Annotated in this window: 29 protein-coding genes; 7 read left to right on the forward strand and 22 right to left on the reverse strand. The window is 66.8% G+C overall.

Features of this window, described 5'->3' with window-relative positions:
- Window positions 1-233: 233 nt before the first annotated feature.
- The 18 genes from OG302_RS29405 to OG302_RS29490 all read right to left on the reverse strand — a co-directional run bounded on the left by OG302_RS29405 (window position 234) and on the right by OG302_RS29490 (window position 15,610).
- Entirely contained in the window at window positions 234-1,493 is a 1,260-nt protein-coding gene (locus tag OG302_RS29405; RefSeq protein ID WP_371529529.1) for a tyrosine-type recombinase/integrase, read from the reverse strand.
- Between the two features lie 86 nt (window positions 1,494-1,579).
- On the reverse strand, window positions 1,580-1,825 hold the full coding sequence (locus OG302_RS29410) for a helix-turn-helix domain-containing protein (RefSeq protein WP_371529530.1): 246 nt from the start codon (window positions 1,823-1,825) through the stop codon (window positions 1,580-1,582).
- Window positions 1,826-2,294: 469 nt separating this feature from the next.
- On the reverse strand, window positions 2,295-3,770 hold the full coding sequence (locus OG302_RS29415) for an ATP-binding protein (protein WP_371529531.1): 1,476 nt from the start codon (window positions 3,768-3,770) through the stop codon (window positions 2,295-2,297).
- Between the two features lie 2 nt (window positions 3,771-3,772).
- Window positions 3,773-4,654, reverse strand: a complete 882-nt coding sequence (locus OG302_RS29420) for a DNA primase (RefSeq protein ID WP_371529532.1) — start codon at window positions 4,652-4,654, stop codon at window positions 3,773-3,775.
- Window positions 4,655-4,744: 90 nt separating this feature from the next.
- On the reverse strand, window positions 4,745-5,197 hold the full coding sequence (gene ssb, locus OG302_RS29425) for a single-stranded DNA-binding protein (protein WP_371529533.1): 453 nt from the start codon (window positions 5,195-5,197) through the stop codon (window positions 4,745-4,747).
- Window positions 5,198-5,207: 10 nt separating this feature from the next.
- On the reverse strand, window positions 5,208-5,405 hold the full coding sequence (locus OG302_RS29430; protein WP_371529534.1) for a hypothetical protein: 198 nt from the start codon (window positions 5,403-5,405) through the stop codon (window positions 5,208-5,210).
- 4 nt (window positions 5,406-5,409) lie between these two features.
- Window positions 5,410-5,619, reverse strand: a complete 210-nt coding sequence (locus OG302_RS29435) for a hypothetical protein (RefSeq protein ID WP_371529535.1) — start codon at window positions 5,617-5,619, stop codon at window positions 5,410-5,412.
- A 124-nt stretch (window positions 5,620-5,743) separates the two neighbouring features.
- Window positions 5,744-7,006: a hypothetical protein gene (locus OG302_RS29440; protein ID WP_371529536.1), complete on the reverse strand. Its 1,263-nt coding sequence runs from the start codon at window positions 7,004-7,006 to the stop codon at window positions 5,744-5,746.
- A complete protein-coding gene (locus tag OG302_RS29445; RefSeq protein ID WP_371529537.1) occupies window positions 7,000-8,343 on the reverse strand; it encodes a hypothetical protein in 1,344 nt (447 codons plus the stop codon). The genes OG302_RS29440 and OG302_RS29445 overlap by 7 nt, the downstream gene beginning before the upstream one ends.
- A complete protein-coding gene (locus tag OG302_RS29450) occupies window positions 8,267-9,529 on the reverse strand; it encodes a hypothetical protein (RefSeq protein WP_371529538.1) in 1,263 nt (420 codons plus the stop codon). The genes OG302_RS29445 and OG302_RS29450 overlap by 77 nt, the downstream gene beginning before the upstream one ends.
- Before the next feature lie 3 nt (window positions 9,530-9,532).
- Window positions 9,533-9,907, reverse strand: coding sequence for a hypothetical protein (locus tag OG302_RS29455; RefSeq protein ID WP_363212562.1), 375 nt, complete (start codon window positions 9,905-9,907; stop codon window positions 9,533-9,535).
- A 2-nt stretch (window positions 9,908-9,909) separates the two neighbouring features.
- Entirely contained in the window at window positions 9,910-10,131 is a 222-nt protein-coding gene (locus tag OG302_RS29460; RefSeq protein ID WP_371529539.1) for a hypothetical protein, read from the reverse strand.
- Window positions 10,131-11,126, reverse strand: a complete 996-nt coding sequence (locus tag OG302_RS29465; RefSeq protein ID WP_371750272.1) for an NlpC/P60 family protein — start codon at window positions 11,124-11,126, stop codon at window positions 10,131-10,133. The genes OG302_RS29460 and OG302_RS29465 overlap by 1 nt, the downstream gene beginning before the upstream one ends.
- Before the next feature lie 134 nt (window positions 11,127-11,260).
- Complete coding sequence (locus tag OG302_RS29470; protein ID WP_371529540.1) at window positions 11,261-13,096, reverse strand: type IV secretory system conjugative DNA transfer family protein; 1,836 nt, start codon at window positions 13,094-13,096, stop codon at window positions 11,261-11,263.
- Between the two features lie 235 nt (window positions 13,097-13,331).
- Window positions 13,332-13,574: a hypothetical protein gene (locus OG302_RS29475; protein WP_371529541.1), complete on the reverse strand. Its 243-nt coding sequence runs from the start codon at window positions 13,572-13,574 to the stop codon at window positions 13,332-13,334.
- Between the two features lie 42 nt (window positions 13,575-13,616).
- Window positions 13,617-14,633, reverse strand: a complete 1,017-nt coding sequence (locus OG302_RS29480) for a hypothetical protein (RefSeq protein WP_371529542.1) — start codon at window positions 14,631-14,633, stop codon at window positions 13,617-13,619.
- Window positions 14,634-14,942: 309 nt separating this feature from the next.
- Window positions 14,943-15,281 carry a hypothetical protein gene (locus OG302_RS29485; protein WP_361827254.1) on the reverse strand — a complete coding sequence of 113 codons (339 nt, stop codon included), beginning with the start codon at window positions 15,279-15,281 and terminating at the stop codon, window positions 14,943-14,945.
- Window positions 15,278-15,610, reverse strand: coding sequence for a hypothetical protein (locus OG302_RS29490; RefSeq protein ID WP_371529543.1), 333 nt, complete (start codon window positions 15,608-15,610; stop codon window positions 15,278-15,280). The genes OG302_RS29485 and OG302_RS29490 overlap by 4 nt, the downstream gene beginning before the upstream one ends.
- 972 nt (window positions 15,611-16,582) lie before the next feature.
- Here OG302_RS29490 and OG302_RS29495 point away from each other — a divergent pair.
- From OG302_RS29495 to OG302_RS29505, 3 genes are all read left to right on the forward strand, one after another.
- On the forward strand, window positions 16,583-16,957 hold the full coding sequence (locus OG302_RS29495; RefSeq protein ID WP_371529544.1) for a GntR family transcriptional regulator: 375 nt from the start codon (window positions 16,583-16,585) through the stop codon (window positions 16,955-16,957).
- A gap of 241 nt (window positions 16,958-17,198) precedes the next feature.
- A complete protein-coding gene (locus tag OG302_RS29500; protein WP_371529545.1) occupies window positions 17,199-18,413 on the forward strand; it encodes a helix-turn-helix domain-containing protein in 1,215 nt (404 codons plus the stop codon).
- 52 nt (window positions 18,414-18,465) lie between these two features.
- The gene (locus OG302_RS29505; RefSeq protein ID WP_371750273.1) at window positions 18,466-18,915 is read left to right on the forward strand and encodes an NUDIX domain-containing protein; all 450 of its coding nucleotides are present in this window, start codon (window positions 18,466-18,468) and stop codon (window positions 18,913-18,915) included.
- 42 nt (window positions 18,916-18,957) lie between these two features.
- Here the strand turns inward: OG302_RS29505 and OG302_RS29510 are convergent, their stop codons facing one another.
- Both OG302_RS29510 and OG302_RS29515 read right to left on the reverse strand, forming a co-directional pair.
- The gene (locus tag OG302_RS29510) at window positions 18,958-19,263 is read right to left on the reverse strand and encodes a hypothetical protein (RefSeq protein WP_371529546.1); all 306 of its coding nucleotides are present in this window, start codon (window positions 19,261-19,263) and stop codon (window positions 18,958-18,960) included.
- The gene (locus OG302_RS29515; protein WP_249590271.1) at window positions 19,260-19,463 is read right to left on the reverse strand and encodes a toxin-antitoxin system HicB family antitoxin; all 204 of its coding nucleotides are present in this window, start codon (window positions 19,461-19,463) and stop codon (window positions 19,260-19,262) included. The genes OG302_RS29510 and OG302_RS29515 overlap by 4 nt, the downstream gene beginning before the upstream one ends.
- Window positions 19,464-19,965: 502 nt before the next feature.
- Between OG302_RS29515 and OG302_RS29520 the strand changes: the two genes are divergently transcribed.
- The 3 genes from OG302_RS29520 (at window position 19,966) to OG302_RS29530 (ending at window position 20,908) form a co-directional block, all read left to right on the forward strand.
- Window positions 19,966-20,319, forward strand: a complete 354-nt coding sequence (locus OG302_RS29520) for a DUF6233 domain-containing protein (RefSeq protein ID WP_371529547.1) — start codon at window positions 19,966-19,968, stop codon at window positions 20,317-20,319.
- A 69-nt stretch (window positions 20,320-20,388) separates the two neighbouring features.
- The gene (locus tag OG302_RS29525; RefSeq protein WP_371529548.1) at window positions 20,389-20,640 is read left to right on the forward strand and encodes a hypothetical protein; all 252 of its coding nucleotides are present in this window, start codon (window positions 20,389-20,391) and stop codon (window positions 20,638-20,640) included.
- A 55-nt stretch (window positions 20,641-20,695) separates the two neighbouring features.
- On the forward strand, window positions 20,696-20,908 hold the full coding sequence (locus tag OG302_RS29530) for a hypothetical protein (RefSeq protein WP_371529549.1): 213 nt from the start codon (window positions 20,696-20,698) through the stop codon (window positions 20,906-20,908).
- 13 nt (window positions 20,909-20,921) lie between these two features.
- On the opposite strand, the gene OG302_RS29535 is transcribed toward OG302_RS29530, so the two are convergent.
- Window positions 20,922-21,230 carry a helix-turn-helix domain-containing protein gene (locus OG302_RS29535; protein WP_371529550.1) on the reverse strand — a complete coding sequence of 103 codons (309 nt, stop codon included), beginning with the start codon at window positions 21,228-21,230 and terminating at the stop codon, window positions 20,922-20,924.
- A 207-nt stretch (window positions 21,231-21,437) separates the two neighbouring features.
- Here OG302_RS29535 and OG302_RS29540 point away from each other — a divergent pair, with 207 nt between their 5' ends.
- Window positions 21,438-22,220, forward strand: coding sequence for a hypothetical protein (locus OG302_RS29540; protein WP_371529551.1), 783 nt, complete (start codon window positions 21,438-21,440; stop codon window positions 22,218-22,220).
- A gap of 67 nt (window positions 22,221-22,287) precedes the next feature.
- On the opposite strand, the gene OG302_RS29545 is transcribed toward OG302_RS29540, so the two are convergent.
- Window positions 22,288-23,304, reverse strand: coding sequence for a pentapeptide repeat-containing protein (locus OG302_RS29545; protein ID WP_371529552.1), 1,017 nt, complete (start codon window positions 23,302-23,304; stop codon window positions 22,288-22,290).
- Window positions 23,305-23,650 lie beyond the last annotated feature (346 nt).

Below are 23,650 nucleotides of genomic sequence, written 5' to 3' on the forward strand. Positions count from 1 at the left end.
TGATGTAGGCAACTGGGTGGAAAGGGGTGTGGTGTGGCCCCTGATACGAGGGCGTTAAGGTCGAGCTGCTGTTGCGTCTTTCCCTTCCTGAGGCCGGATCGCGGTGGCGGTGGCACGCGGGCCGACGCGGCCGCTGATGCGCCTGGGCGGAGTCTGCGGCGGTCGGGTTGGCGATGATCGACAAGCGCCTCGCCCGGGCGAGCGCAGCGAGCCTTGATGACGTAGGGAAGGTTCTAACGGGACGGGTGCTGACCCGAATGCGTGTCCGTCATCTGGTACATGCTGTCCACGGCGTTGCGGGTGCGGCTCTCGCTACTCGGCATCAAGTGTGTGTACACCCGGAGCGTGAAGCCGGGGTCCGTGTGCCCAAGGTAGGTGCTGAGGGCCTTGATGCTCTCGCCCGCATCGAGCAGCACTGAGGCGTAGAAGTGCCGCAAGGCGTGCATGCCGTGTTCGCGGGCGGCCAGGAAGTCCTCGCCGGGCTTGGGCTTCGGGATGACGCCAGCCTCTACGAGAGCCGGTTTCCAGAGCCGCTGATTGAAGCTTGTGCGCCACATGGCGCCGTCTCCGGCGGGGCCCGTGAACAGCAGTGGCTTTGTGACGCGTGGGCCGTCCGGTCGCAGCCACGGCAGAGTGACCAGCACAGGCGGGTACTCCTCGATGTGGACCTTCAGGGCAGCCGCGATCTGGTCCGGCAACGGCACGTCCCGCTCCTTTTCCCGCTTCGGGGGCGCGAACACCTGCTTGCCGCCCGCCATTTTGACTTGGTAGCCGACGTGTAGCCATCCCGTGTCGAACCCCACCTCGTCCAGGGGAAGACCGAAGATCTCCCCCTGCCGGAGCCCGCAGCCGGCGCCCAGATCGACCATTGCCCGGTAAGGCTCGGGGAGCGCCGACCGCACGGCGAACGTGCGCTCACGCGTCCACGGCTTGATGCGGCCTGGGTTCGGGGCGGGGATACGCACGCTCTGCGCCTTGCATGGGTTCTGCCTGAGGTATCCGTCTTCGACGGCAGCGGAGAGCACGGTGGAGACGGTGCCGAAGATGACGCGGCGGTAAGACGACGCGGGGATGGCGCGTTCCAGTTCAGCCAGCCATTCGCGGATGTGCTCGGGCCGGAACGAGCCGAGGGGACGCGGGCCCAGGTAGGGGATTGCGTGGCGGTGTAGATGGACGCCGACGGGGCTACGCGTTGCCGCGTCGGCAGTGTGGGAGTTGAGCCACTTCTCGGCGTACTGCCGGAACGTGGTCTGACTCGCCTTCGGATCGACGTAGCGGTTGGCGTCCATGTCCGCTTCGATCCGGGACAGCCACTTCTCGGCGAGTCGCTTCTGTCCGTCGCGGAAGCTCTTTGACTTCTCGGTTCCGTCGGGTCCGACGTAGCGGGCTCGGTAGCGCAGGCCGGAGCCGTGGCGGTCGGACTTGGTGCGGACGGTCTTGCCGTTGTCGTCGGTTTCGGTCTTGAACCAGCGGTCTTGGATGTGGCCGGCCATGTGGTGGCGGTCCCTTCTCGAAGGAGAAGGGAGGGCCACGGATGGCCCTCCCTGGGGGAGTTGAAAAGCCGTCGTGACTGGGTCAGTCAGGCGGCTTCAGCGTCTTCATGGCGGAGCTTGGTGACGTAGGCGTGTACGTCGGCGGGGTCATAGCGCAGGTGCTTGCCGACGCGGAAGGCGGGCGGGCCCGTGCGCTTCTTGCGCCACTGGTAGACGGTCTCCTTGGGCACCTCGAACATCTCGGCGATGTCGTCGGGCGTGAGGTAGCGGTCTGGGAGTCCGGCCCGGAGCGTCGTCTGGGGGTCGGGTTGATCGGAACGGGTTCGGCCCATGGGGTCCTCGGGAGTTGGGTCACGCTGCTGTTGGTTTCGAGGGCTGCTCAGAAGCTCGCGTCTGTCCGAGGTTGGGATTTCTGCGTCATCGCGTCACCTGCGTCAATCAGGCTTCTGACCTGTGGGTTTGGGTGACGCGGCAAGTCGGGCCTTGCGTCACCTGCGACACGGGCTTTCGTCATGGGGTGACGCGGATGACGCGGTGGTGACGCAGGATTCGCCGTCTGCGTCACTGTTGTCCGTACTGGTCAGCGGCCGTCTGTCGGGCTGTGGTGACGCGGTGACGCAGATCTTCCCTACTTAGGAAAAAGAGGGGGTGGTTTCTGTGGTCTTACGTCGCCGCTTAGGACTTGAAGAACGAGCCGCTTCGCGGCGCGACCCCTTGCAGGGCGGCTGGCGCCGCCGAACAGCAAGAGGAGCACACCCAGGCCGGGGTGTGCTCCTCTTGCTTGTCTGCCTGTGCGGGCGGTCAGAACGCGTTCTGCTGTTGGTGCGGCGATGGCGGGGTCTGACGGCTGAGCTCGATGTAGCGGGCGGCGCTGGTGCGGCCCCATTCGGCCAGGACGCCCCGGGCGGCCAGTGTGGGCTGGATGCGCCGCAGCCGGTCGGACAGCACCTTGCCGGTGGTGGGCCAGCCCTTGGGCAGGGGGCGGCACTCCTCGCCGCTATAGAGGGTGGTCAGGCAGTGCAGCCACTCGGCCGACGTCATCCGTGCCTCTTCGCCGGGGGCGAGTTCGGCGGCGTAGCGAAGGACGGTCTGCGCCAGCAGGTCGCCTTCGATGACGTCGTCGTTCAGGTCGTCCAGGCTGGCTCGGTAGGCGGCCAGGGTTCCGAAGCTCATCGCTGCGTCGAGCTGCGCGCACAGGTGGGCGAAGTCGGCCATACGCAGGTCGGTGGGGGTTTCCGCCTCGGCCGCGCGGACCTTGACGGTGAGATCCAGGAGCGAGCCGAGGACGGTGGGCAGGATCTCGGCGTACTCCGCCCACAGCTCCGCCTCGGTGCGCCGCACCCGGGGGCGCTCCAGACGCAGGGTAAGGAGGCGTTCGGCGAGGTCTGGGCGGATGATGCCGACGTCGATGCCGGTGAGCAGCACCGGGCGGCGGTAGCGGGAGCGGACGACGTCGCCGTCGGTGAACAGGGCGCGCTTGATGCTCTCGGCTCCGGTGATGACGCAGCACATGAGGTCGGACAGGTCCGGGGCCAGGTGCGAGAGGTTGTCCAGGGCGGTGATCCATCCGGCGGCCACGGCCGTGATCATGTTCTCTTCGTCCTTCGGGGGTCGCCGCAGGTCGCTGCTCATCCCCTCGATAATGCGGATGAGCATCCGCCCGGCGGTCGATTTGCCCGCGCCCTGCGGGCCGGTCAGGAACGGTGCCGGGACGGGCACGGACGGCTCCAGGCAGCCGATGAGCCAGGCGATGGCCAGGCATTCGGTCTGGGCGTCGGCGAAGTTGCACAGCCGCAGCAGCTGATCCAGGCCCTTGCCGTTCGTGTCCTTGGCAGGAAGGGGGAGTTCGCCGGTGAGCTGGGTGCGCCGCCAGCAGACCTCTTCCGGCGCGGGGACGCGGATGTCCCAGCCGGTGGGGTGGATGCGTACCGACTGGCCGTCGTCGCGGCCCAGGTCAAGCCAGGTGGCGCCGTCGAATCCGGGGGCAACACGGATGTGGGTGGGCTGTACCTGCTCGGTCAGTGCGAGTGCTTCGATCAAGTCCAACGCCTCCTTGAGGGCTGTTCCGTTGAAGACGCCGACCCCGTCGCGGAAGAGGCCGACCATGAGTTCTTGGCGGTGGCTCCCGGTCGTGCCCTGGGAGCGGATGGGGCGGGCCACGGGGTGGCCGGTGCGCTGGGCGTACACAGTGCCGTCGACCGTGCGGAAGTACCGGAAGTGGGACTGCGCGTAGTCGGTGATGACCTTGCGGGCTGGGTCCTTCTCGTCGTCGGACACGCTCACAGTCCCAACTGGGCGCGGGCGTTGGTCCACGCATCTGTGCAGTGCCGGGGCCTTTCGCCCTTGGACTGCGCGGCGGCGAACAGCTGGGCGACGTGGGTGTCAGTGAGGCAGCCGCACCGGCCGTGCGTGGAGAGCACGGCCAGGAAGGTGCGGTAGACGGTGGCGTGCACGCCGCTGGTGGCCTCGGTGATGCGCTGTTCCGCCATCGTGAGGCCGCGGGCCAGGTAGGCCGGGGTGCGGTGCGGGCAGGACCCGCCTCCGTCCGGGGCGGGCGTGGCGGTGATCTCGGGCGCGGGCCGGGCTGGGGTGGGCTTCACGGCGAGCGCGCGGACCTCGTCCGGCAGGGCGGTGAGGCGGCCGGTGCCGGGTCCGAGCCAGCGGGCGTATGACATGCGGGACTTGATGTCGACGCCGGGTCGTACGCCGTTGGAGGAGGGCATGGTGCCCTGGTAGATCCAGTGCTGGCCGCGTGTGGTGGGCACGGTGCGGGTGGGCGGCAGGTGAGCGTGAGCCCAGGTGACGGCGTCGGCGTGGTCGAGGTCGACGACGGTGAGGCGGACGCCGGCGGGGTGGTACGCGACCGCGGTGGCCTGCCGCCAGGCGCTCGCCCACGCCGCAGACCGGAGAGTCTCGGAGTTGCTGGTCGCCGCTGCCCAGGCGTGGCAGGGGCGCGGGCAGGTGCAGGGCCCGGCCTGCTTCATGTTCGGGCGACCGCCGCACGCGTTCTTGGCGCAGGTCGGGCAGTTGTTGAAGGGGGCCTTGCCCACGCGCAGCGGCAGCACGGGCACGCCCCGGGACGCGAGCGTGAGCGCGGTGGTCAGCGGCCCGGTCGGCTCTGGCCTGAGATGATCTCGCCGGGGCCGGGAGGAAGGGGTCATGCTGGGTGTCTCCAGTCCTGTTGCAGGGTGCTGGTTGGCAAGGGCGGTCCCGCTGTCATTGGCGTGAGGTGGGGGCCGCCCTTGGCGTAGCTAGAACGGGGGCTTCTCGGCGAACTTCGCGTCGGACGATGCGCCGTCGGTGGCCCACGCGTCGTTGGATGCCCCGGTGTTGGCTGGGGTCTTGCCGTTGATGGCGACGGTGGTGAACCGCAGGGAGGCGCCGATCTCGTCGATCTCGACGGCGAGCATCGAGCGGTTCTCACCCTCGGGGGTTTCCCAGTTGTGCTGGCGGATGCGGCCGAAGGCCACGACGCGGGAGCCCTTGGCCAGTGAGTCGGCGATGTGTTCGGCCAGGGTGCGCCAGGCGGCGCAGCGGAAGAACGTGGTGGTGCCGTCCTTCCACTGGTTGCTCTCGCGGTCAAAGACGCGCGGAGTAGAGGCAATGGTGAACTTCGCCAGCGCGGCGCCGGAGGGGGTGAACTTCACTTCCGGCTCGGCGGTTAGGTTGCCGATGACGGTGATGGAGGTCTCTCCTGCGGACATGCGGGACTCCTCAGGCGTGCTCGGGGACGTCGGTACGGATGACGGCGAAGGCGTCGTGGATTTGGTCGTAGTGGACGTGGATCGGCCCGGGGGCGCTCGTTCGCTCCTCGTCGGCGCGGTGTGCGGCGACCAGGGAAGCGCGGGGGTTGCCGACCGGGTAGGCGTCGATGCGCACGGGGTGGTATCCGGTGCAGGCGCGGCAGGTCATGGCGCTATTCCTGGCCGTGGGTGCGCTGGTCGGTGATCTGCGTGCGCTCGGGCTTGGGGGTGGTGGTGCCGCTGTCGTCGCGCTGCCCGATAAGGGCGGCAACGGCGAACAGGATCAGGACGATCAGGACTCCGAGCTCTGCGGGCCGCCGGGGCGGGTCGACCGGGGTGATGCTGATCTCGTAGCTGACGGGGCGGCGCTTGCCTAACAGCACGGTGAAACCTCCGAGGTGAGAGTGTTGCGAGTGAGGCGATCGGGGCGTGTGCGGTGGTGCTGGAACGACGTCGCCCCGCCCTGGGATCAAGGGCGGGGCGGGGTGTGGCAGGTGCGTGAGCGGTTCAGGCGGCGTGGTCGATGACGTTGGGCGGCATCTCCCAGCCCCACTCACGACTCGCAGCGGGGGCGAGTGGGGGCGTCTTGCCCTGGGCTGCGTCGCGGCGCTTGGAGGTGAAGCACAGGCGCTTTTCGTAGTCGGTCACGAGGGTCTGGACGAGGTTGACGTGCCGTCCGGTCTGCCAGATGGCCTGTCCCCGTCCGAGCAGGGGGATCTGATGTACGGCCCAGTCGGGCAGGGAGAACAGGCCGCGGCACTGCTCGGCTTCGTCCTCGTCCATCTGGTGCAGGACCCGTGTGGAGGCCAAGCGCAGGAGGTCTTTGGCCTCTTCGGAGTTGGCGTCCTTGGCGCTGTGCGCGACCGAGGTGACCGAGAGGCCTTCGCGGCGCGAGTACTTCATCATCCGCTGCAACAGCGCCGCTGTGGCGGGGTGTTTGAGGATTTGCCAGGCCTCTTCGACGATGAGCGTGGAGTGGATGCCGTGATCGGCCCCGCCTTGCGCGAGCCACACCGATTCCAGGAACACCCCCACGACAGACATCAGCGCGGGCAGCGCCATCGAGGTGCGGTCGATACCGGAGAAGTCGAACACCGTCAGCTTCTCGTCCAGCGATACCGACGTTTCTCCGTCGAGCATCCCGCGGGTGGCCGAGCGGATGAACGGCGAGAGCGCTTGGACCACTTCTTGCCCGAAGGCGAGCAGCTGGCGCTGGTCGAACCGTCCGGGGATCGCGTCGGCCTGAAGGGAGGTGACCGCGCCCATCAGCCCCGACAGGGTGTGGGCGGCGGGTGACTCCATGGCCGCATCCAGGGCCATCCGCGCTCCGGGGGACAGCGGCCGGTGTCCGCCGAGTTCGGCGAGCACGGCCACCAGCTGCACGCGGTGCAGCGGGGGAATCCGCGCATCGAGGGGGTTCATGCACACCCCTTCGCCAAAGCGGACCGGCGCGATGCCCAGGGCTGCGGCCACCGCATCCCACTCGCCCACGCCGTCTTCGCCCTTGGCGTCCAGGACGGCGTACCGGCGCCCCGGCCGGGCCATGTCGCGCAGTGCCATGACCTTGGTGTTGGTGGACTTGCCGTTGCCCAGCGTGCCCAGCAGGGCCATGCCGGTGGACGGCAAGACCTCCTGGTCGCAGTCCACGGGGGTCAGGCGGAAGGGCGAGCCGTCCAGCAGGGAGGCGCCGATCAGGGCGCCGTCGGTGATGGGCTTGCAGGCGTAGCCGGGGAAGAGGCCTGCGGCCTGGCGGGTGGTGGTGGTCAGCATGTGATCTCTCCTCCCGGAAGCGGCAGCGCCGAGTGCCAGCCCCTCTCGTGTTCCTTGTCCATCCACGTCAAATGGGCGCCGGCCGACACGGCGCTCTGCTCCAGGTCCCGGCGAAACTCCTTGAGTTCGGCCGCATCGCGGGCCTGGATCATGATGCGGGCGGCGACCTTCACGTAGGCGGCGCCGTCGGAGATGTCTTCCTCGTGGAGTTCGGCGGCCCGCTTTCCGGTGCGGGTGGAGGTCTTCTCCCGCCGTACGTCCTTCTCGTCGCGGGCGGTCGCGGTGCGCAGCATTTCCCCGGTCTCCAGCCGTTTCTCGGCCTTGCGCCGATCCAGCGGTAGGTACTCGACGACCGTCGTGCGGGTGACGCGGGGCAGCGTTGTGATCATCGGGCGCCAGAAGTCAGCGGCCCGCTCCCCCCGTCGGAAGTCGGCGACTTCCGCGGTCGCGGTGACGTAGTCACCGGACCTGAAATGATCGTCGTGGATCTCGTACAGTTCACGGCCGCTGATCGTCTTCAGCGCGATATCCCATGCGGAGCGGGGCCACAGATGGCCGGTGTCGATCCCGCACACCTGCGCCTGTTCGTAGGCGGCCTGAGCCCAGGCCGTCTCCTCTTCGACGTCGGGGCCGTGGGCGGGCACGGACAGCAGGATGACGGTGGAGTGCACGTCGCACGCCGCATTCACCATCTCCATCAACTGCCGGTAGGAGGCTGCCAAGTCGCCTTCCGGCTGGGCCCGGACGTCGCGTTCCCCCACATAGGGGGTGACCGCGTGCACGATGCGCACACAGGATCCGTGGCCGGTGGCCGCGACCCACTCCAGGAACGCGGCCAGCGCATCGTGGGCGCGGTCGCGGTGGGCGCCGTCCTTCAGTGCGGCGCCGTCGGTGACCCACTCGAACGCCGCGAGCAGCCTGCCCCTGACCTGCGGGAAGCCGTATCCCTCACGTTCGTGCCAGACAACGTCATTGATCTTGGTGAAGACGTCGTGGTGGGGCAGGGCCCCCTCCGCATCGGATGTGGAGGGGGCCCTGTCGCTCTCGTACTCCCGAACGGCCTTGTCCAGAGCGCGTTTCCTGACCGCGTGGCCGCTGTGCCGGGCCACGCGCTCGACGACGGTCGACCCGCCCGCCTTGACCAGGGCCAGCGCCCCCGCCAGGGCGGCGGGGACGATGCAGGTCAAGGTGCCCAGGATGCCGGGGACGGCGACGCCGTGGGTGACGCTGAGCGCGACCCCGGCCCCGATGACCGCGAGATCAGTACGGGAAGGGGGGAGCTTGAGCGTCTCGGTCTCGTACAGCGGATCGAGCAGGTACGTCCGGGACGCGGACATGACCAATCCTCTCCTGTCGTTGGGGGGACTTGCGGGCCGTGCGGGTTTCGGCGGGCTGCGATGTCTGCGCCGCGTGTGCGGGCGCCTGCAGCGCGGCCCGAACTCCCTTGCCGCTGCCGGGGTAGGGGCGCCGGCGGGCAGGGTCGTGGACGCCGGTCGCCGGCCCAGGTGCCTTCCTCTTGCTGCCGCGCACGGCCTGGGCGCGGGCCAGCCGCTTGGCGTGGGCCTGGCGCTCGGCGTCGGCAGGCAGCTTGGTGACCGCCGTGCGCCCCTCGCTCTGTGTCTTGAGCTTGGGGGCGCGGGTGACTGCGGCGGCGACGTTCTTGGCCATCTCCGGAAGGCTCAGCAGGATGTACAGGCACACGAGCGTGGTGCTCGCGGTGAGCAGCAGATCGGTCAGGGCGCTCTTGGGCAGCACCCTGCGGAACATCAGCACGATGGAGATCGGCACCCGTGCCAGGAACACCGCCGCGACCAGGTGCAGCAGCGTCTTGCCGCTGCGCGAGCGCATCCAGCCCTTGCCCACCCCCAGTGCGGCCGACAGCGGCAGAAAGACCACTGCCGCGAGCACGGCCACGGGCGAGATGACGCACAGCAGCCACAGCGGGCCGACCGAGAGCAGCACCACGAAGGCCTGCGCGAGACGGCCATACGGGCTGCCGCTCGAGCCCAGCAGCGACTTCTCCATGCCCTTGAAGGGATGGTCGGCCAGGTCGGCGTACATGAGCGTGGAGAACTGACCGAACGCGAACGCGATCAGCCCCACCGCCATCGGGATCACGGTGACCAGGAAGAGCAGCCCGAAGAACCGCCCTCCGGCCGAGCCCGCCTTCTTGAAGGCGGGCCCCGAAGGGCGGGCGATCCAGAAGATCAGCCCGCCCACCAGAACGACAGCACCGATCAGCACGGCGATGCCCGCCACCGGGTTGTACACCTTGGCCAGCGCGCCGCCGCTGATGCCGCCGAGCGGATCGGCCGCCGCCATCATCGACTTGTCCATCAGCCGGTAGAGGGCAGCGGCCTGGTCAGAGAGCCAGTCGGCGGCGGAGCCGAGCGGGTCCATCGATCCGGGCATCTCCGGCGTCAGATCGTCAGGGCCCGCTCCATCGCCGCCACCGCCGTCCTGGCCCTTCTCGCAGTATTTGTGGGCGGGGCCTTTGATGCGGTCGCAGGGATCATCGGCCACGGCTCAGCCTCCCAGCGCCGTGGCGATGGACGGGCCGATAGCCAGCACGCCGAGCAGCAGGACGATCAGACCGCCCACGGTGATCGCGGTCTTCTTCAGCGCCGAGCCGTCCTTCTTGAACCCGGCCTGGATGCCGCCGCGGCCGGCCGAGATGACCGCCCCGGCGGCGATGGCCAGGATGACCGCGCCGATCAGGACACCCATGATCACGCCGTACAGCGGCAGGAACCCGGAGACGGGCGCCAGGTCCGGGCCGGTGTCGTTGACCGTTTTGACGACCTGCTTGGCGCCCTCGGAGCAGTCCTTCTTGCCGTCGGACTTGGTGATGCAGCCATCACCGGGACCTGCGACGACGATCGTTCCGGTGTACTTGGCCATGATCAGAACTCCTTCTCAGTGGTGGCGAGCGGGGTGTCGTGCTGGGTGTTCAGGCGCTTGACCGTGGAGCCGAGCCGGACCGCGACGATCGCGGTCGCGGCGCACATCAGGACCAGGAAGACGGTCAGCCCCGTCAAGACGGCGACCGTCGTTTCCAGGCTTTCGGCGGATGCGGCCACGGAATACATGGCCTGAGTGGTGGCGATGCACTGCCCGTTCGCCATCACACCTCCTTGGTTTTCGTGGACTTGGGATAGACCCGGCCCGCACCCATGTAGGTGCCCCACCAGATCTTTTCGATACGGACTTTCGCCCCGGTGCGGGGCGCGTTCAGAAAATGGCCCCGTCCGATGTAGATGCCGACGTGGTCGATGTCGGCGGGAGTGGCCTTACCGGCCTGCTTCTTCTTGCTGAAGAAGACGAGGTCCCCGATCCTCAGATCGCTTTTCTCGACAAGTGATCCGTCATTGTCGAGGTGCGTGTACTGGGCGCTGGCGACTCGGGGGAGCGTGACACCGGCCTGGGCGTAAGCGGCCTTGGTGAGGCCGGAGCAGTCGAAACCGCCGTCCGCATCGCCGTTGCCGCCCCACACGTAGTCCTTGCCTATCTGAGCGGACGCGTAATTGACCGCCTCGACGGCGACGTTGGACTGTCCGCCGACGGCTTGGCCCATCTTCGCGGCGGACGCCATGATGGTGGAGACGTAGTTTTCCGTCTCCTTGTATGGCGGTATGCCCCGGTACTTTTGCACCGCTCTGGGTCCGGCGTTATACCCCGCCAGCGCGAGACGCGTCTTGTCTCCGGGCACATCCTTCACGTCCCGGGAGACCGAGCACATGTACTTGGCAGCGGACGGGATCGCGTCTTCCGGATCCCACACGTCCTTCTTGCCGTCCTTGTTTCCGTCGAACCCGGAGTTCTTCCAGGTTCCGGGCATGAACTGCGCTATCCCCATCGCCCCGACCGGCGATTTAGCCTTCGGGTTGAAGCCGGATTCCTGTTTGAGCTGTGCGGCCAGAATGCTGGGGGTGATGGCGTCACACTCATTACCCCAGGCGTTGAACAGCCGCTCGTAGCGTGCGGGCACCGATCCAGGCGCCGTGCGGTTGGCCACCGAGTTGGCCTTGCCGCTGACGGCCGGGTTGCCGGTCAGGCTCGTGGCGGTCACCGCCAACAACCCCGATCCGACCACCACCAGGCCGATCGCGGACCCTTTCATGAACTCCAGCTCCTTCACTGTGTTCTAGCAGGTAAGGCCCCGTGCCACAGGCCGTGACAAGGCTGTGCCGCCCCCTGTGACGGCACGGCACTGGAACGGGGGCGGCACGGGGGTGGCACAAGGTGCGGCACGGGTCAGCGGCGGAGGATCTCCGCCAGCTCGCGGCCTCTGACGCGCTGGCCTTCGATCCGCTTCTGCGCCTGCGGCACATCGCGGCCGAAGTGCTCATAAAGCCATTCACCGACGGCTATTCCGGTTTTTCCCGCGTCCTCTCCACCGGCGATGTTCACTCCCATCTCGCGCAGCCGGGAGGCGAATTCGACGGTGGAAAGGAACGCCGCACCGGCGTACGCCTCGCGGACGAGACGCACGTGTTCGGGCTCGGTCTCGTGGAATTCCTCTGCTCGGGCATCGATGGCTGCGTTGAGTTCCTCGTCCGTGACAAGGAATCCGCGCATCTCGCAGTTCTTGTCCTTGACCTGGAGAATTGCTGCACCGTCGATGCCGGGGAGCTTGGAGGCGTCATGACCGGCCCGCGCTGTTCCGCCCCCGAGGATGACGTCTGACTGTCCGGTCTCCGCGCAGCCGAAAGCCAGGCGCACACGATGATTCGAACGAATCGACGTGTTGATGACTTCCGATTTCGGATTCTGCGTCGACAGGACGACGAGGATCTTCGAGGAGCGGAACTTGCGGGAGGCGGTCTTCATTTTTGCCTCGAATGCGGTCGCCTCCTTCTTCGAATCGGCTTCATCGGTGTAAGTGCTGACCTCGTCGATGATGAACAGCAGCGGCCGGTGTTTCGCCTTGCCGTTTCCGGCTCGCACCGATGCACTGTTCTCCGAAGAGCGCTGCTCGTGTTTTCCCTCCACGAAGGCGATGATTTCCATCATTCGTTCGTGGTCGGGCACCTCTTCGTAGATCAGGCATGCCTTTTCCGTGTATGCGAGGTCGCCGTCACCCTTGGCGTCGACCAGGACGATGTCCCAGCCATTGACCAGGGCGAAATAGACGAGCCACTTGATCTCTTCGGTCTTTCCGCCACCGGACGATCCAGCGATCAGCATGTGCGTATCACCGACCGGGGACTTGATTTCCACCAGGTGGCCGTACATGTCGTAGCCGACCGGAATGACACCCCGGCACGTTGCTCCCACCGGATCGGGGAGGGCGGGGATGCGGCTGTAGATCGGCTCATCGAGGACGGTGATGACGACCTGCCGGGAGGTGGCCCCCGGGCGCATCGTCACCTTCGTGGCGTCCACGTCGACCCACGAGATCACCCGTTCCCGCTTACCGGCCACATCCCCGTACACGCCACCGGGCGGCAGCTCAATGACCCACTCCTCGCCCAGCTCGACGCGCCCCCGGCTGAGCGTGCGGGCCTTACCCGCCGCGTAGTCGAGCTTCAGCGCAGCCGCCAGCTTGGGGGCCTCATCACTCTGGAGCGACGCGGCCACCTCTCCCGGCATGGCCGGGGGCGCCCCCCACGCAGTCCCATGCGGGGCGGCAATGCCCTCGTCAGGAACCTCAGCGGAGCCCAAGGAGCCTTGCGGTTCGGGGCCTTGAAGCTCTTCTGAGGCGACCGCGTCAGGAACCTGGCAGGCGCCAGGAACCTCACGGGCCCCCAAGGGGGCGTGCGGTGGCACGTCGTGCAGCCCTTCGGAGGCGAAGGCGGACACGACCTGCGTCCTCTTGCGCTGACGCGGCCCCCGGGCGCGCCGGTAGGCCCTGGTCATGGCCAGCACACACGATCCGATCAGCAGCACGGCGATGCCGAGCAGCCAGATGCGGTTGTCGTAGACCCAGGATTCGATCTCGTCCCGGTAGACCAGCCCGGAGGCGGGCCCCGTGACAGCGAGCCCGCCGATCAGCCATCTCGCCTCTTCGGACAGTGGCTTCTTCGCCACAGGCCTTGCCGGTTTCGGCGTCTCTTTGGCTTCCTTCTCTTCGACCGCTTTGGCGGCCATACATCCTCATTTCTCGCTAGGGCGGGCAGGGATGAACTCCCCGTGGCCGCTTGCGGATCTGCTCGGCGGACCTGCGGGACCTGCGGACGCATGTCCGCCAGCCCGCCAGCCGCCGGCCAACCGATGGCCAGGGGATGCGGTGCATTCGACTGTCTTCCGGCAGTCGTGACGAAGGCCGTCCCCAACTCGACTGGGGGACGGCCTTCATCAGTGGTGCCGGAGAGTTGCGTCGAGGTCAGAGCTGATTAGGTTCGAGAGCGAAGAACGTGACGTTGGCGCGGGCCAGGTCCGGGTTGTCCCGCGCAAGCTCGTCCCTGATGGCTGCGAAAGCATCCCGGCGGGTCCAGCCCTGTGGCGGGGTGAAGGTGCTGGACTGTGTGCTGGTCAGCCGCCCGGGGATCTCCAGCGTCACGACCCAGTGGTGGCTTCCCTGGGGCTGGATAGCGGTTTCGGTGGGCTGCTCGGTCCGTGCAGACATGGTCTGTCTCTCCTGTTGGCTGGTCGGGATGTGTGTGTCGGACTACGCGGGCTGCTCGGCGAACTCCGCCTGGAGCTGCTCGTAGGTCTTGGCCATGCGCTCGTAACTGGCCTTGGCGCCTTGGGCCTTCATGGCCTTGATGAACCCGTTGAGCGACTTCGGTGGCGCCAGCTCGGTGAAGATCCGACGCCCGGTGAGGTAGAGCTCCTCATCGCTCAGGCCCGGCTTGCGGCCCGGACCCTCGGAAAGATCCGAGGCCCCCTCGGAATCACCGTCGGCCACCTGCGACGCCCCGGCATCGGCGGGGTGTTCGTGCAGCTCAGCGGTTTCCGAGGATTCCGAGGACCCCGTCATTCGCGAGGCGGGCGTCGGTTCGCTCAGACTCGACCCCGAAGCGAGCTGCGAGCCCTCCTCGGAACCACGGGGCGAAGCCGTGTCGATTCCGAGGGGGGTTTCCGAGGGGGCGGTCAGGACGTGCAGCGAGCGGGCCGCGAAAGCCTGCGCCGCCTGGCCGTGCTTGGTCTCGGAATCCTTCAGCTTCTTCTCGGCCTCCGCTCGGGCCTTGTTGATCTTCTTTTGCATGCCGGTCATGGCCTTGGCCTTCACCGCCTGGCGGTGGGCCTCCGCGAGCGTCTCGGCCGTCTCGATGACGACCTCGTTCTCAGCCCGCGCCTTCAAGTGCCGGGCATTGGCGTAGGTGAGGGCCAGGGTGTTGCGGGCAGATGCGGACTGCTCCTCGATGACGCGGGAGGTCGCATCATCCGCGAGCATGTGGTCCGCGAAGATCCTCAGCCCCATGAACACGGCGGTGGCCACCGGGACCAGAGCAAAGACGCGGGCATGCCCCATCAGCAGCAAGATCGCGACCGAACCGGCCATCGAAAGGGCGGCCACTGACAGCATCACAGCCATCCCAACGGCGCTGCGCTGCCGGATGGCCTGCTCGCTCATCTTCAGTGCGCCGATCCACAACGCGTCAAAGACGAGGGCGATGAACCAGGCCGCGGCGGTTCCAAGGCGTCCGTCCAGGCCGAGAATCGGGGCGAGCTGGCTGCCCACGGTGACCGCTACGACGGCCAGGGCCGCCAGCGTCAGCAGCTTCTCGACGACGGCAAACGGGTTGAAGCCCCCGATCCTTCCGGGGGCGGTGGATGTGCGAGTCACAGTCACTCCTGGGTCAGGGGCGCTTCTGATTGGACTGGCTTGCGTTGTAGGCGTCTTGGAGCCGGGCGAAGCGCTCGTGAAGCGGCGCTCCCTCGGGACAGTCCTGGCTGGCCTGGCAGGCCGCACAGCCATCGGTGTGCCGAGCGGACTCCTTGAACGCGCGCATGTAGCGGACGTAGAGGTCATCCGTTGGCGGCTTGGCCATCAGCGGCCGGCCTTCGCGACGCTCGGCCGCTCGGGTACGCGGGCGTCGCCGAAAGCGTTGAGCCGCACCGTGGCGCCCGTGACGTCGACGTACGCCTCCAGCACCCACGTCTCGCCATCACCCTGGGAGTGGAAGTCCACGGCATCACGCGCGATGTGCAGAGCCAGGCGCCAGGGCTCAAAGGCCCCCAAGTCGTCGTGCAGGGACAGCTGCAGCCGCTCCGGGTAGATCGGGGAGATGTGCACGGTCGGGGCGGGCAGATCGGGAAAGTCCAGGGCCAGCACGCGCAGGGCCCGCAGAGGAACCGCCAGGCCCTCCATCGCCAGATCTGTCTTCATGCCGCCACCGCCAGGCCCTGCGCGCCGCACACGGCCGAGCGCCGCGCCGCAGCCTTGCGGGCCCGCCGGGGCCGCGGCGCCGGCGTGGGCAGGTCGCTCGCCTTCAGCAGCTCACGGGCGTAGGCCGCGGCCACCGGGTCGGCCTCTCGCAACTCCCTGAGCACGTCGCGGGCCACCGACAGCCGCGCGGTCCGGTCCTTCTCGGACTCCTCGGCGGTGCCGGTGAACAGCTCCGTGTCGAACCCAGCCGCACGCTCGGAAATGCCCAACGCGAGCTCCGCGAACTCCTTTGCCGTAACAGCGGCATGACCAGCAACGATGCACTTCATGGGTCGTGTCTCCTCTGAAATCAGGTGGGATGGGCACGGCTCGAACAGCGCCCCCCGGAGTAGCCGCTCCGGGGGGCGCAGGCCGTACGAGGAAAAAGCCATTCCCCAGGCCGGATGCGAACTACTTGTTCTGCTCGAACTCCGGCTCCCCTCGGCCTCGCCCGTACGGCGCGCTCCGAAGAACGACCGGACGGGCGAAGGAGGCAACCGGCGCAGCGCTAGCCGCCGCGATTCGGTGAAAGGTGACCGGTTGTCTGCGGCGTACTGCTCTGCCCACAGCTGTGGATGAAACGGCGTCGCCGTGCCGGTCGATCACGGCGACGCCGGGGTATGTCGTCGGTTCACACCAACCCCCTTACAAGTGGAGGGACACGGCTTCACCGGTACGTCCGCTGTCGCGGAGCGCCGATCCCGAGCCGGGAAAATCGGGTGCGTCAGCATCACTGCGCTGACGCCAGCAGGGCGGCCACACCGGCCGGCGCCCCACGTTCAGGGGCGTTGCTGGTGTGTTTGGCGTGCCGCCGACGACATCACCCGGTCGTCGCGGGGGCGGTCTCACTCTTGCCGCCACGTGCGTTGGGGCCCCGCTGTACCTCCCCCCACCCAAAACCGGGTGGCGCCTGCCAGGCGCGTAGGGGGAGAGCCACGTTCATCGCGGTGGTTTGCCCCCGGACCCTCGCCCTAGGCACCTGCCACGACCGCCGCTCTCGCGTCAGCCCCGCACGATCACTCTTCAGTTCTCAAACAACGTCGCTACGAATCCGACAGGCGCGGTAGCCCCAGATCAGGGCTCCCGATTGCTCGGGACCTATCGGCGCGCACGTTTACGCAGGTCAAGCACTTGCAACCGCCGCTCGTGAAGCCCTTCCGGGATCCGTCAGCGGCGTAGGTTCAGATTGGCCTAGGTCAGTTTTTCGCGCAAGGGGTTCCGCGGAAAAAGTTGGATTGACCTAGATCGGTTAAGCTCTAGGGATGGACTGGATGGAGTGGGGCGGCGGCAGCGCACCGACGGCGAAGGACATCGCGGCGTACTACCGATCCCGGATCGCGGCCGGTGAGTTGGAGCCATTGGCTCCGCTCCCGCCCGGCCGGAAGCTCGCCAAGCACCTGAAGGTTGCTCTCGCGACCGTCCAGAGTGCCTACGACGTGCTGAAGAGCGAAGGTCTGGCGGACTCCCGTCCCGGCAGCGGCACCTACGTTGCCGAAGCCACCGAGGCCGGAAGTGCGCAGGATCGAGCCCAAGGGTTTCGCGAGTTGCAGGGCCAGTTGAGTGCTGTCACCTCTCAACTCGCCGAGCTTTCCGAGCGTGTGGCGAAGCTCGAAGGAGACCGGACCGACTCCGCGTAGGGTCCGAGCGGTGGCCCTGCCTTCGCTGCGTTGGCGGGACCCTTTCGCAGGGAGCCCCTTGGAAGCCATCATCAAGTGGTGCTGCTCATCTGCAGGCAGAGGCATAGCCGTACCCCTTCGTGGTCGTTTCGGATGTCTGGCTCCCGACAACCACGACGCTATGGGCCCCTCATGACCCGACCCCGGAAAATCCTTCCGGGGTCTATCTGCGAACCGAGGCGAGGCTGAAGTCATGCGAGGAATGACGCAGCAACTGACGATCGGCGAGCGGGTTGCGTGGTACCGCCACCGCCGCGGCATGTCCCAAGAGGTGGTGGCCGGACTGGTCGGCCGCACCGCGGACTGGCTCGGCAAGGCGGAGAACAACCGCATCGAGCTGGACCGACTCTCTGTAATCCGTGCACTGGCTCACGCGCTGGACGTCTCCATCGGAGACCTCATCGGCGAGCCGACTCTCTTGGAGTGGTCGACAGACAGCGGGCGACGTACGGTCCCTGCGCTGCGCGAAGCGCTGATGGACTACCGGCAGTTGACCCCGCTCCTTGGGGCGCCGACGGATGGCGAACCCCCGGCTCTGTCCGCTTTACGGTCCGACGTGAGTGAGGTGTGGGATGCCTACCAGGGGTCTCAGTACGGGTTCGCGACCCGGCAGCTGCCCTTGATCCTCTCGGATGCCCTGCTCGCAGTGCGTGCGTACGCGGGGGAGGAGAGAGAGGAGGCGAACGCGCTGCTGGCGTTGACGTACCAGGGGGCAGCGATGGTGCTCGGCAAGCTGGGTGAGAACGAGCTGGCTTGGATGGCGGCGGATCGCGGACTTGCTGCCGCACAGCAGAGCGGGAACAACGTCATCGTCGGATCGCTCTTCCGGTCGGTGACGCACTGCCTCCTGTCCACCGGACGCTACGAGACTGCGGTGCAGCTCGTGAGTGATGCGGCCGGCTTCCTTGAGTCTGGACTGGGGGAGGCGACCCCCGCATACCTGTCCGTCTACGGAACCCTCTTCCTGACGGGCTCGATGGCCGCGGCTCGTGCAGAGGACCGTGCGACGACGCAGGCCTTCCTGCGTGAGGCGGATGCGACGGCGTCACGGCTTGGGACTGACGGAAACCACATGTGGACGGCCTTCGGGCCCACCAACGTGGCGATTCACAAGGTGGCCACCGCTGGTGAGCTCGGCGACTTCCAGGTCGCGGCGGAACTGGGGCCGCAGGTCGATACAAGCGGGCTTCCTGTCGAGCGCAGGGTGCGGCACAACCTCGAAGTGGCGCGGGCGCTCAGCGCTTGGAATCGCACTGATGACGCGCTCAGCATGGTTCTCGACGCAGAGGAAATGGCGCCGGAGCAGGTCCGGCACCACTACATGAGCCGAGAGATCGTGCTCGGCTGGGTCCGTGGAACGCGCGGACGGCCAACTCGCCCGGTAGCCGACCTGGCCGAGAGGCTTCGAGTGGTGTGAGCTGGTTAGGCTCGGTCTCGTGAGCGAGACCGAGAACGAACACGAAGCGAAAATGGCGCGCCCGCGGATGGCCTCGGGCGCGCTGTTCTTTGATGCCCAGGGCCGCGTCATGCTCCTTGAGCCGACGTACAAGGACTACAGGGACATCCCAGGCGGGTACATCGATGCGGGCGAGTCGCCGCGACAGGCGTGCGTCCGCGAGGTGCAAGAGGAACTCGGTATTGCGCCTGAGATTGGGCGCCTGCTCGTCGTGGACTGGGCACCCAGCCCTTCCGAGGGGGACAAGGTGCTGTACCTATTCGACGGTGGCACTCTCTCTGACGAGGTAGAGGCACAGATCAGGTTGCAGGCGTCAGAGATCAAGGCGTACGAGTTCCATCCCGTCGCGGCGGTGGCTAGCCTCACCATCCCCCGCCTCGCACGCCGCATCCGAGCAGCTGCGGTTGCGCGCGATGAAGGCGCCGTGGCGTATCTCGAGCACGGCCTCCAACCTGAGCTATGAGCGTTCGAGATGAGGTGCTGGCGACCGGCACCCACAGAGCCCTTACAGCCCCAGAACGGAGCGCACGGCCTGCTCGATGCGAGTCATGGTCTCTTGGCCCACTTCACCCAGCAGCTTGGCGTTCTCGAAGCGCCGAGCCGCGTACTGGGTGACGTTTACCGGGACCGCGACCGCTCGCACGGGGTCTGCGATCGGCACGGATACGAGGGTGTCGGGGTAGGCGCCGGCCGGGTGCAGGAGCAAGCAGACGGCGGCCTGGAACTTCGTGTTCACCTCGTCGATGGAGAGCACGACTGCGGTACGCGTGCTGTCGCCAACCGGGATCTCCCAGACTGTGCCGCGCTTCAACGGATGTCCCCCGCCGGGTCGTCGTCGCCGGTGTCGACAAGGAGAACGCCCTCGCTGTCCACAGCGGCCAGGGCTTCGCGCAGGGTCTGATCTCGTAGCGTTCGGACCATGTAGGCGTTCAGCGACAGCCCGGCGTCGGCCGCTGCCTTCCGAACCTCTGCGTCCAGATCATCTGGTATGCGCACGGTGAATACACTCATGCCACCACTGTAGTAGTGACCCTCCGCACCGGGAAGGGGCTATCGCTGGCGTAGTCGGGTGCCGGTCGGCGCGCGCAAGACCTTTTCCTGCGGCCGCGCCGGAATGTCGCCCCGCATGGCTAGTGCGGATGAGACACCGAGCGAATGACCGAACGAGATTGCCGCAGCTCAGAGACGTAGACTCCCGCTCCGCTTACCCGCCTCGACCCGCTGCGCTTCCTGGAGCGGGATCTCGCGCGCACCCGGGCGCGAAGAAGGCTGTCCGGTCCACGCAGGAGTACCCGGTGGAGTAGCCAGCCGTGCATATGCGCATCCAGCCTCGTGACGTAGCAAAGATGCGTGGTAATTCACTCATTCGAGGACGAGTGGCGGAGGAGGGTGGAGGCAGGACGCACCGCCCGCGATGAGCTCCCCTCCACGGCCGGTGCAGCCCGACTGCGGGCGCCGGCGTTGCGGGAATGCGTCTGCGCCCGCAGGATGCCGAGGATCTAGACTCGAACATGTGAACGATCCCGCTCCGCTTACCCGCCTCGACCAGCTGCGCTTCGCCCGCCGCGTCGTCGAGCAGCAGGCCGCACGCGCCCTCGCGGAGATCGACCGATGGATCGCCGGCGAGGAACGCCGGGAGGCTGAGCGGGTGCGACGCGAGGAAGCCCGCCCATCCGCGCCGGACTGGATCGTCGAGCGAGGCATCGGGGACGGCGGCCCGCCGGTCGAGGTGCACCGCGGAGACTGCGGCGCGGCAGGGAAGCGGCGCACACCGGTCACCCGAGATGAGGCGCGGTGGGAGTTGGCCCGCGGCATCCGCGCCTGCATCCACTGCCGGCCGGACACCGAGCTCGGTGTGCTGGATTGACCGCCCCCACATGCTCCAGGCGGAGCGCCAGGGTGAGGTCTAAGGTCAGTGTCTAAGCCTTGGGGGTCCATGATCCTGATTCCGATCGGCTATCTCGTGCTGTTCCTTGTGTGGACGGTGCTGCCCATCGTGTTCCCGAGGGATCGACTCGGAACGTGGATCACAGCGGCGCACCTGACGTTCTCAGTAACCGGCCTCCTGCTGGCCTGGCTTACTGACCTCCCCTTGGCGGCACTCGCCGCGATCCTGGGCGCACTGGGCGGGTTGATCGCCGCCGGGCGACTACTTGTGCAGCGGGCATTCGCAGACAGCCGGAGTTGAGGCCGGACACCGAGCTCGGCGTGCTGGAGTGAGCGAGGCGGCGCTCGCTGGAGACATGAGCAGCGCGCCGATAGTCGTCCACCCGCCGCAGGGTAGCGGCGGCCGGCGGGTGACGGTGCGCGGGCAGATCCTCGGCCTCGCGCACTCCGACGTGGACGTCATCGAGTTCCTCCGCCGTGCCGGTCTACCGGACGCAGAGGGGCTGCTCGATGACCCGGTGTGGGTGAAGTGGCGGGGCGGGCGCGCGCACCACTACGAAGCCGCGTGATGCCACCGCGTGCCTAGAGCAGGCGCGAGAGACGCCGGGGGCTCATGAGCGCATCACGGACGGCCGGTACGTCGTCTTGGTGCTTCTCGTCCTCCACTAGAAGGGTCTGACCGAGTAGATCGCCAAGCGGCACGCGCAGGATGCGTGCCAGTTCCGCGAGCATGTCGATTCGTGGCGGCTTCCTGCGGCCGGTCTCTGCTTTCGCGAGCCAGTCAGTGCTACGGCCGACCAGTCCGGCCAGCACCTCTTGCGTGTAGCCGCGACGCTTTCGGTAGAACGCGATGCGCTCACCGATGCTGAGGTGATCTCCAAGACCACGCATGGGGTGCTGCCTCCTGCTGGTTGGGGACTGAATTCACGGTACCGAGACGATGACCAGGCCGGTGGCTGGCCTCGTTCGCTCCTCGGTCAGACCCACTGTGAAGGGGCAAATGCCTAGAGACCCGGACACTGTGTCCGGGTCTCTCAAGGAGTGGAGAACACTCAGAAGCTGTACTCAGCGACCTGTTTCGCGGGCATCATCTGAGACATGACGACCCCGCCGAGCCCGTCAGGACAGCAGACGAATCTTCGAAAGGTCTTCTACCAGTGCCAACTGGGGAAAAGTGACCTTGACAGCTTGTTCGCAATGGCGTGTGAGGGAATACCGCTGCCAGAGGTAAAAATCTCCACAACTGCCGGTGAGACGCTCTTCTGGAAACCCTCCCTAGAGGAGCTCGTCGAAAGCGTCCATCGGGAGGCTCCGGAAATTCATGAGGATTGGGCGAATCTCACACTACAAGCTGACACCACTTCCCGAGAAAGAGGGGTAAAGATAAGCATAGACAAGGAGCGGACGGAGGTGAACTTCTCGGGGTCCGATACCACCTGGGCCTACGGCCAAATAGCCAGAATCGAAAAGTTCCTAGTTTCGAGAGGAGCGGTGTTCAGTTCCCCTCGATACGAAAACTTCATCACGTTCACCATGCTCGCATTCTTTGTGGGATTCGGGATATTCTTCCTAACTCATGGGGTAGATGACGACACTGTTGCCGATTGCATCGAACAGGCGAAAAAGGCCAAAAGGAATGACATCGCTTTCAATGCATTCATGGCGGTGGCCTTTTCTTTCGGATTGCTTTTCCCCTTCTATCAATTCCTGAAGCGGCGGGCTTCTAGGGCACGACTGAAGGTAGATGTGGATGTGTCAAGGGATTCCTGGTGGTCACAGCTCTCCAGTGGAGAGAAGATCGCGGCAGTAGTGGTTCCACTGACTGCACTAGGAGCTATTGCTGCGGCGACTACGGCCGCCAATAATCTGTGGGGAAAGTGACGGGTACCTAATAAGCTGTGCCATACCGCCTGATCAGTGACACTGTGTGCCGATCGGTGCCCGTGCGTCAGATACCGTCATCCTCCGCTTCCACTTCAGCGATCCGCGCCCGAACATCTGAATCGTTGGCGATGCGCGGTGGAAGTTTGGTTCTCGAGTCAACTTGGGTCGTGAGGATCTGGGTTGTGGCCACTGCCGCGTCTGTGAGGTCGGCTCCTTTCAGATCGGCTCCATCCAAGTCCGCCTCACTGAGAGTCAAACCGACCAGTTTTGTTCGGTACAGAATTGCGCCACGTAGGTCGGTGCCGATCAAGTCCGCGTCGCGAAGGTCCGAGCCTCTTAGGTCCGCTTTGCGCAGGTCGGCGTCGGATAGGTCCGCACCGCGCAGGTTTGCTATGGCCGGCGTCGCTTCCCTGAGGTCTGCGTCGCGCAGGTCGGCGTTGGCCAGGTTGGTGCTTGCGAGCCTTGCACCTCGAAGGTCCGCGCCGCTCAAGTCTGCGTCGCTCAGGTCGGCGCGGCGGAGGATTGCTCTGCGCAGCTGGGCCGGCTTGCGGTCGGAGGGCCACTGTCCCAGTTCGACGCCAGGAAGGTGGGCAGAGCGAAGGTCGGGAACGAAGGAGCGGTCATGGACAGAATTACGGCTACTGATCACATCAAGCGCAGCCAGGACGTCGGGCGCGACCTGTCGGTCCACTTTCGGCGGAGTGCTGGCGTGCAGGCGAATGTAGGTGGCAAGCACGTTGGCGATGGTGGGGTGGTCACGGGGAGAGTCCTCCATGATGCGCTGCAGGGCATAGATGCCGCCCAAGCGCACGTCCACTGCGTCGTCGCCCAGGTTGCCCACGGCGGCGGTGTAGCGATCGGTGACCCACCCCTCCCTACCGTTGCGCAGCTCTTCTCTGCTGATCCTCATTTGGTCGCTCACCTGATGGTTGGAGAACCATAGGCTCAGCACGGCCACGACGGTGGCAAGCAGCACCGAAGCCAGCTCAACCAGGCGAGCCCAATCGAGCCCCTGGCGCTCAGGGACACCACCGACTCGTTGCGAGCCGTCACTAGCCTCGGCGGGACGAGACCTGGTCATGGGGTGCAGTGCAGCTCTCCGCGCAACTGCCGGCAATGTGCTGGGCGGACGGCGGGAGCTGGCAGGCGAACCGCTCCCAGCCTGGAAGGCCCGCCTGGCCGCGCGGTGCAGCTGGTGACTCCGTCGATAGCCCACGGTGCATTACACCGCCATCGCCGGCCGCCCTCAGTGGTTTCTGCAAAAGCTATGACGTATCCCCTGATCCATGATGCTGTGTGCCGAGGTGGCTCAGCCAAGGGCAGTGGGGGCGAGGCGGATGGTGTGCGGCTGCAAGGAGGGCGACAGGACTGGTTATGAGAGCGGATGTGATGGCGGGGCCCATGCGCTCTGGTCTTCCCTTGCTGCG

Source organism: Streptomyces sp. NBC_01283, from assembly GCF_041435335.1.
Lineage (GTDB): Bacteria > Actinomycetota > Actinomycetes > Streptomycetales > Streptomycetaceae > Streptomyces.

Excerpts from the sequence above, each read along its gene's own strand:
- OG302_RS29405 (WP_371529529.1), bottom strand. The coding sequence starts at position 1,493 with ATGGCCGGCCACATCCAAGACCGCTGGTTCAAGACCGAAACCGACGAC.
- OG302_RS29410 (WP_371529530.1), bottom strand. The coding sequence starts at position 1,825 with ATGGGCCGAACCCGTTCCGATCAACCCGACCCCCAGACGACGCTCCGG.
- OG302_RS29420 (WP_371529532.1), bottom strand. The coding sequence starts at position 4,654 with ATGACCCCTTCCTCCCGGCCCCGGCGAGATCATCTCAGGCCAGAGCCG.
- ssb (WP_371529533.1), bottom strand. The coding sequence starts at position 5,197 with ATGTCCGCAGGAGAGACCTCCATCACCGTCATCGGCAACCTAACCGCC.
- OG302_RS29430 (WP_371529534.1), bottom strand. The coding sequence starts at position 5,405 with ATGACCTGCCGCGCCTGCACCGGATACCACCCCGTGCGCATCGACGCC.
- OG302_RS29440 (WP_371529536.1), bottom strand. The coding sequence starts at position 7,006 with ATGCTGACCACCACCACCCGCCAGGCCGCAGGCCTCTTCCCCGGCTAC.
- OG302_RS29445 (WP_371529537.1), bottom strand. The coding sequence starts at position 8,343 with ATGTCCGCGTCCCGGACGTACCTGCTCGATCCGCTGTACGAGACCGAG.
- OG302_RS29455 (WP_363212562.1), bottom strand. The coding sequence starts at position 9,907 with ATGGCCAAGTACACCGGAACGATCGTCGTCGCAGGTCCCGGTGATGGC.
- OG302_RS29460 (WP_371529539.1), bottom strand. The coding sequence starts at position 10,131 with ATGGCGAACGGGCAGTGCATCGCCACCACTCAGGCCATGTATTCCGTG.
- OG302_RS29465 (WP_371750272.1), bottom strand. The coding sequence starts at position 11,126 with ATGAAAGGGTCCGCGATCGGCCTGGTGGTGGTCGGATCGGGGTTGTTG.
- OG302_RS29470 (WP_371529540.1), bottom strand. The coding sequence starts at position 13,096 with ATGGCCGCCAAAGCGGTCGAAGAGAAGGAAGCCAAAGAGACGCCGAAA.
- OG302_RS29475 (WP_371529541.1), bottom strand. The coding sequence starts at position 13,574 with ATGTCTGCACGGACCGAGCAGCCCACCGAAACCGCTATCCAGCCCCAG.
- OG302_RS29485 (WP_361827254.1), bottom strand. The coding sequence starts at position 15,281 with ATGAAGACAGATCTGGCGATGGAGGGCCTGGCGGTTCCTCTGCGGGCC.
- OG302_RS29490 (WP_371529543.1), bottom strand. The coding sequence starts at position 15,610 with ATGAAGTGCATCGTTGCTGGTCATGCCGCTGTTACGGCAAAGGAGTTC.
- OG302_RS29495 (WP_371529544.1), top strand. The coding sequence starts at position 16,583 with ATGGACTGGATGGAGTGGGGCGGCGGCAGCGCACCGACGGCGAAGGAC.
- OG302_RS29500 (WP_371529545.1), top strand. The coding sequence starts at position 17,199 with ATGACGCAGCAACTGACGATCGGCGAGCGGGTTGCGTGGTACCGCCAC.
- OG302_RS29505 (WP_371750273.1), top strand. The coding sequence starts at position 18,466 with ATGGCGCGCCCGCGGATGGCCTCGGGCGCGCTGTTCTTTGATGCCCAG.
- OG302_RS29515 (WP_249590271.1), bottom strand. The coding sequence starts at position 19,463 with ATGAGTGTATTCACCGTGCGCATACCAGATGATCTGGACGCAGAGGTT.
- OG302_RS29525 (WP_371529548.1), top strand. The coding sequence starts at position 20,389 with ATGATCCTGATTCCGATCGGCTATCTCGTGCTGTTCCTTGTGTGGACG.
- OG302_RS29530 (WP_371529549.1), top strand. The coding sequence starts at position 20,696 with ATGAGCAGCGCGCCGATAGTCGTCCACCCGCCGCAGGGTAGCGGCGGC.
- OG302_RS29535 (WP_371529550.1), bottom strand. The coding sequence starts at position 21,230 with ATGCGTGGTCTTGGAGATCACCTCAGCATCGGTGAGCGCATCGCGTTC.
- OG302_RS29540 (WP_371529551.1), top strand. The coding sequence starts at position 21,438 with ATGACGACCCCGCCGAGCCCGTCAGGACAGCAGACGAATCTTCGAAAG.
- OG302_RS29545 (WP_371529552.1), bottom strand. The coding sequence starts at position 23,304 with ATGACCAGGTCTCGTCCCGCCGAGGCTAGTGACGGCTCGCAACGAGTC.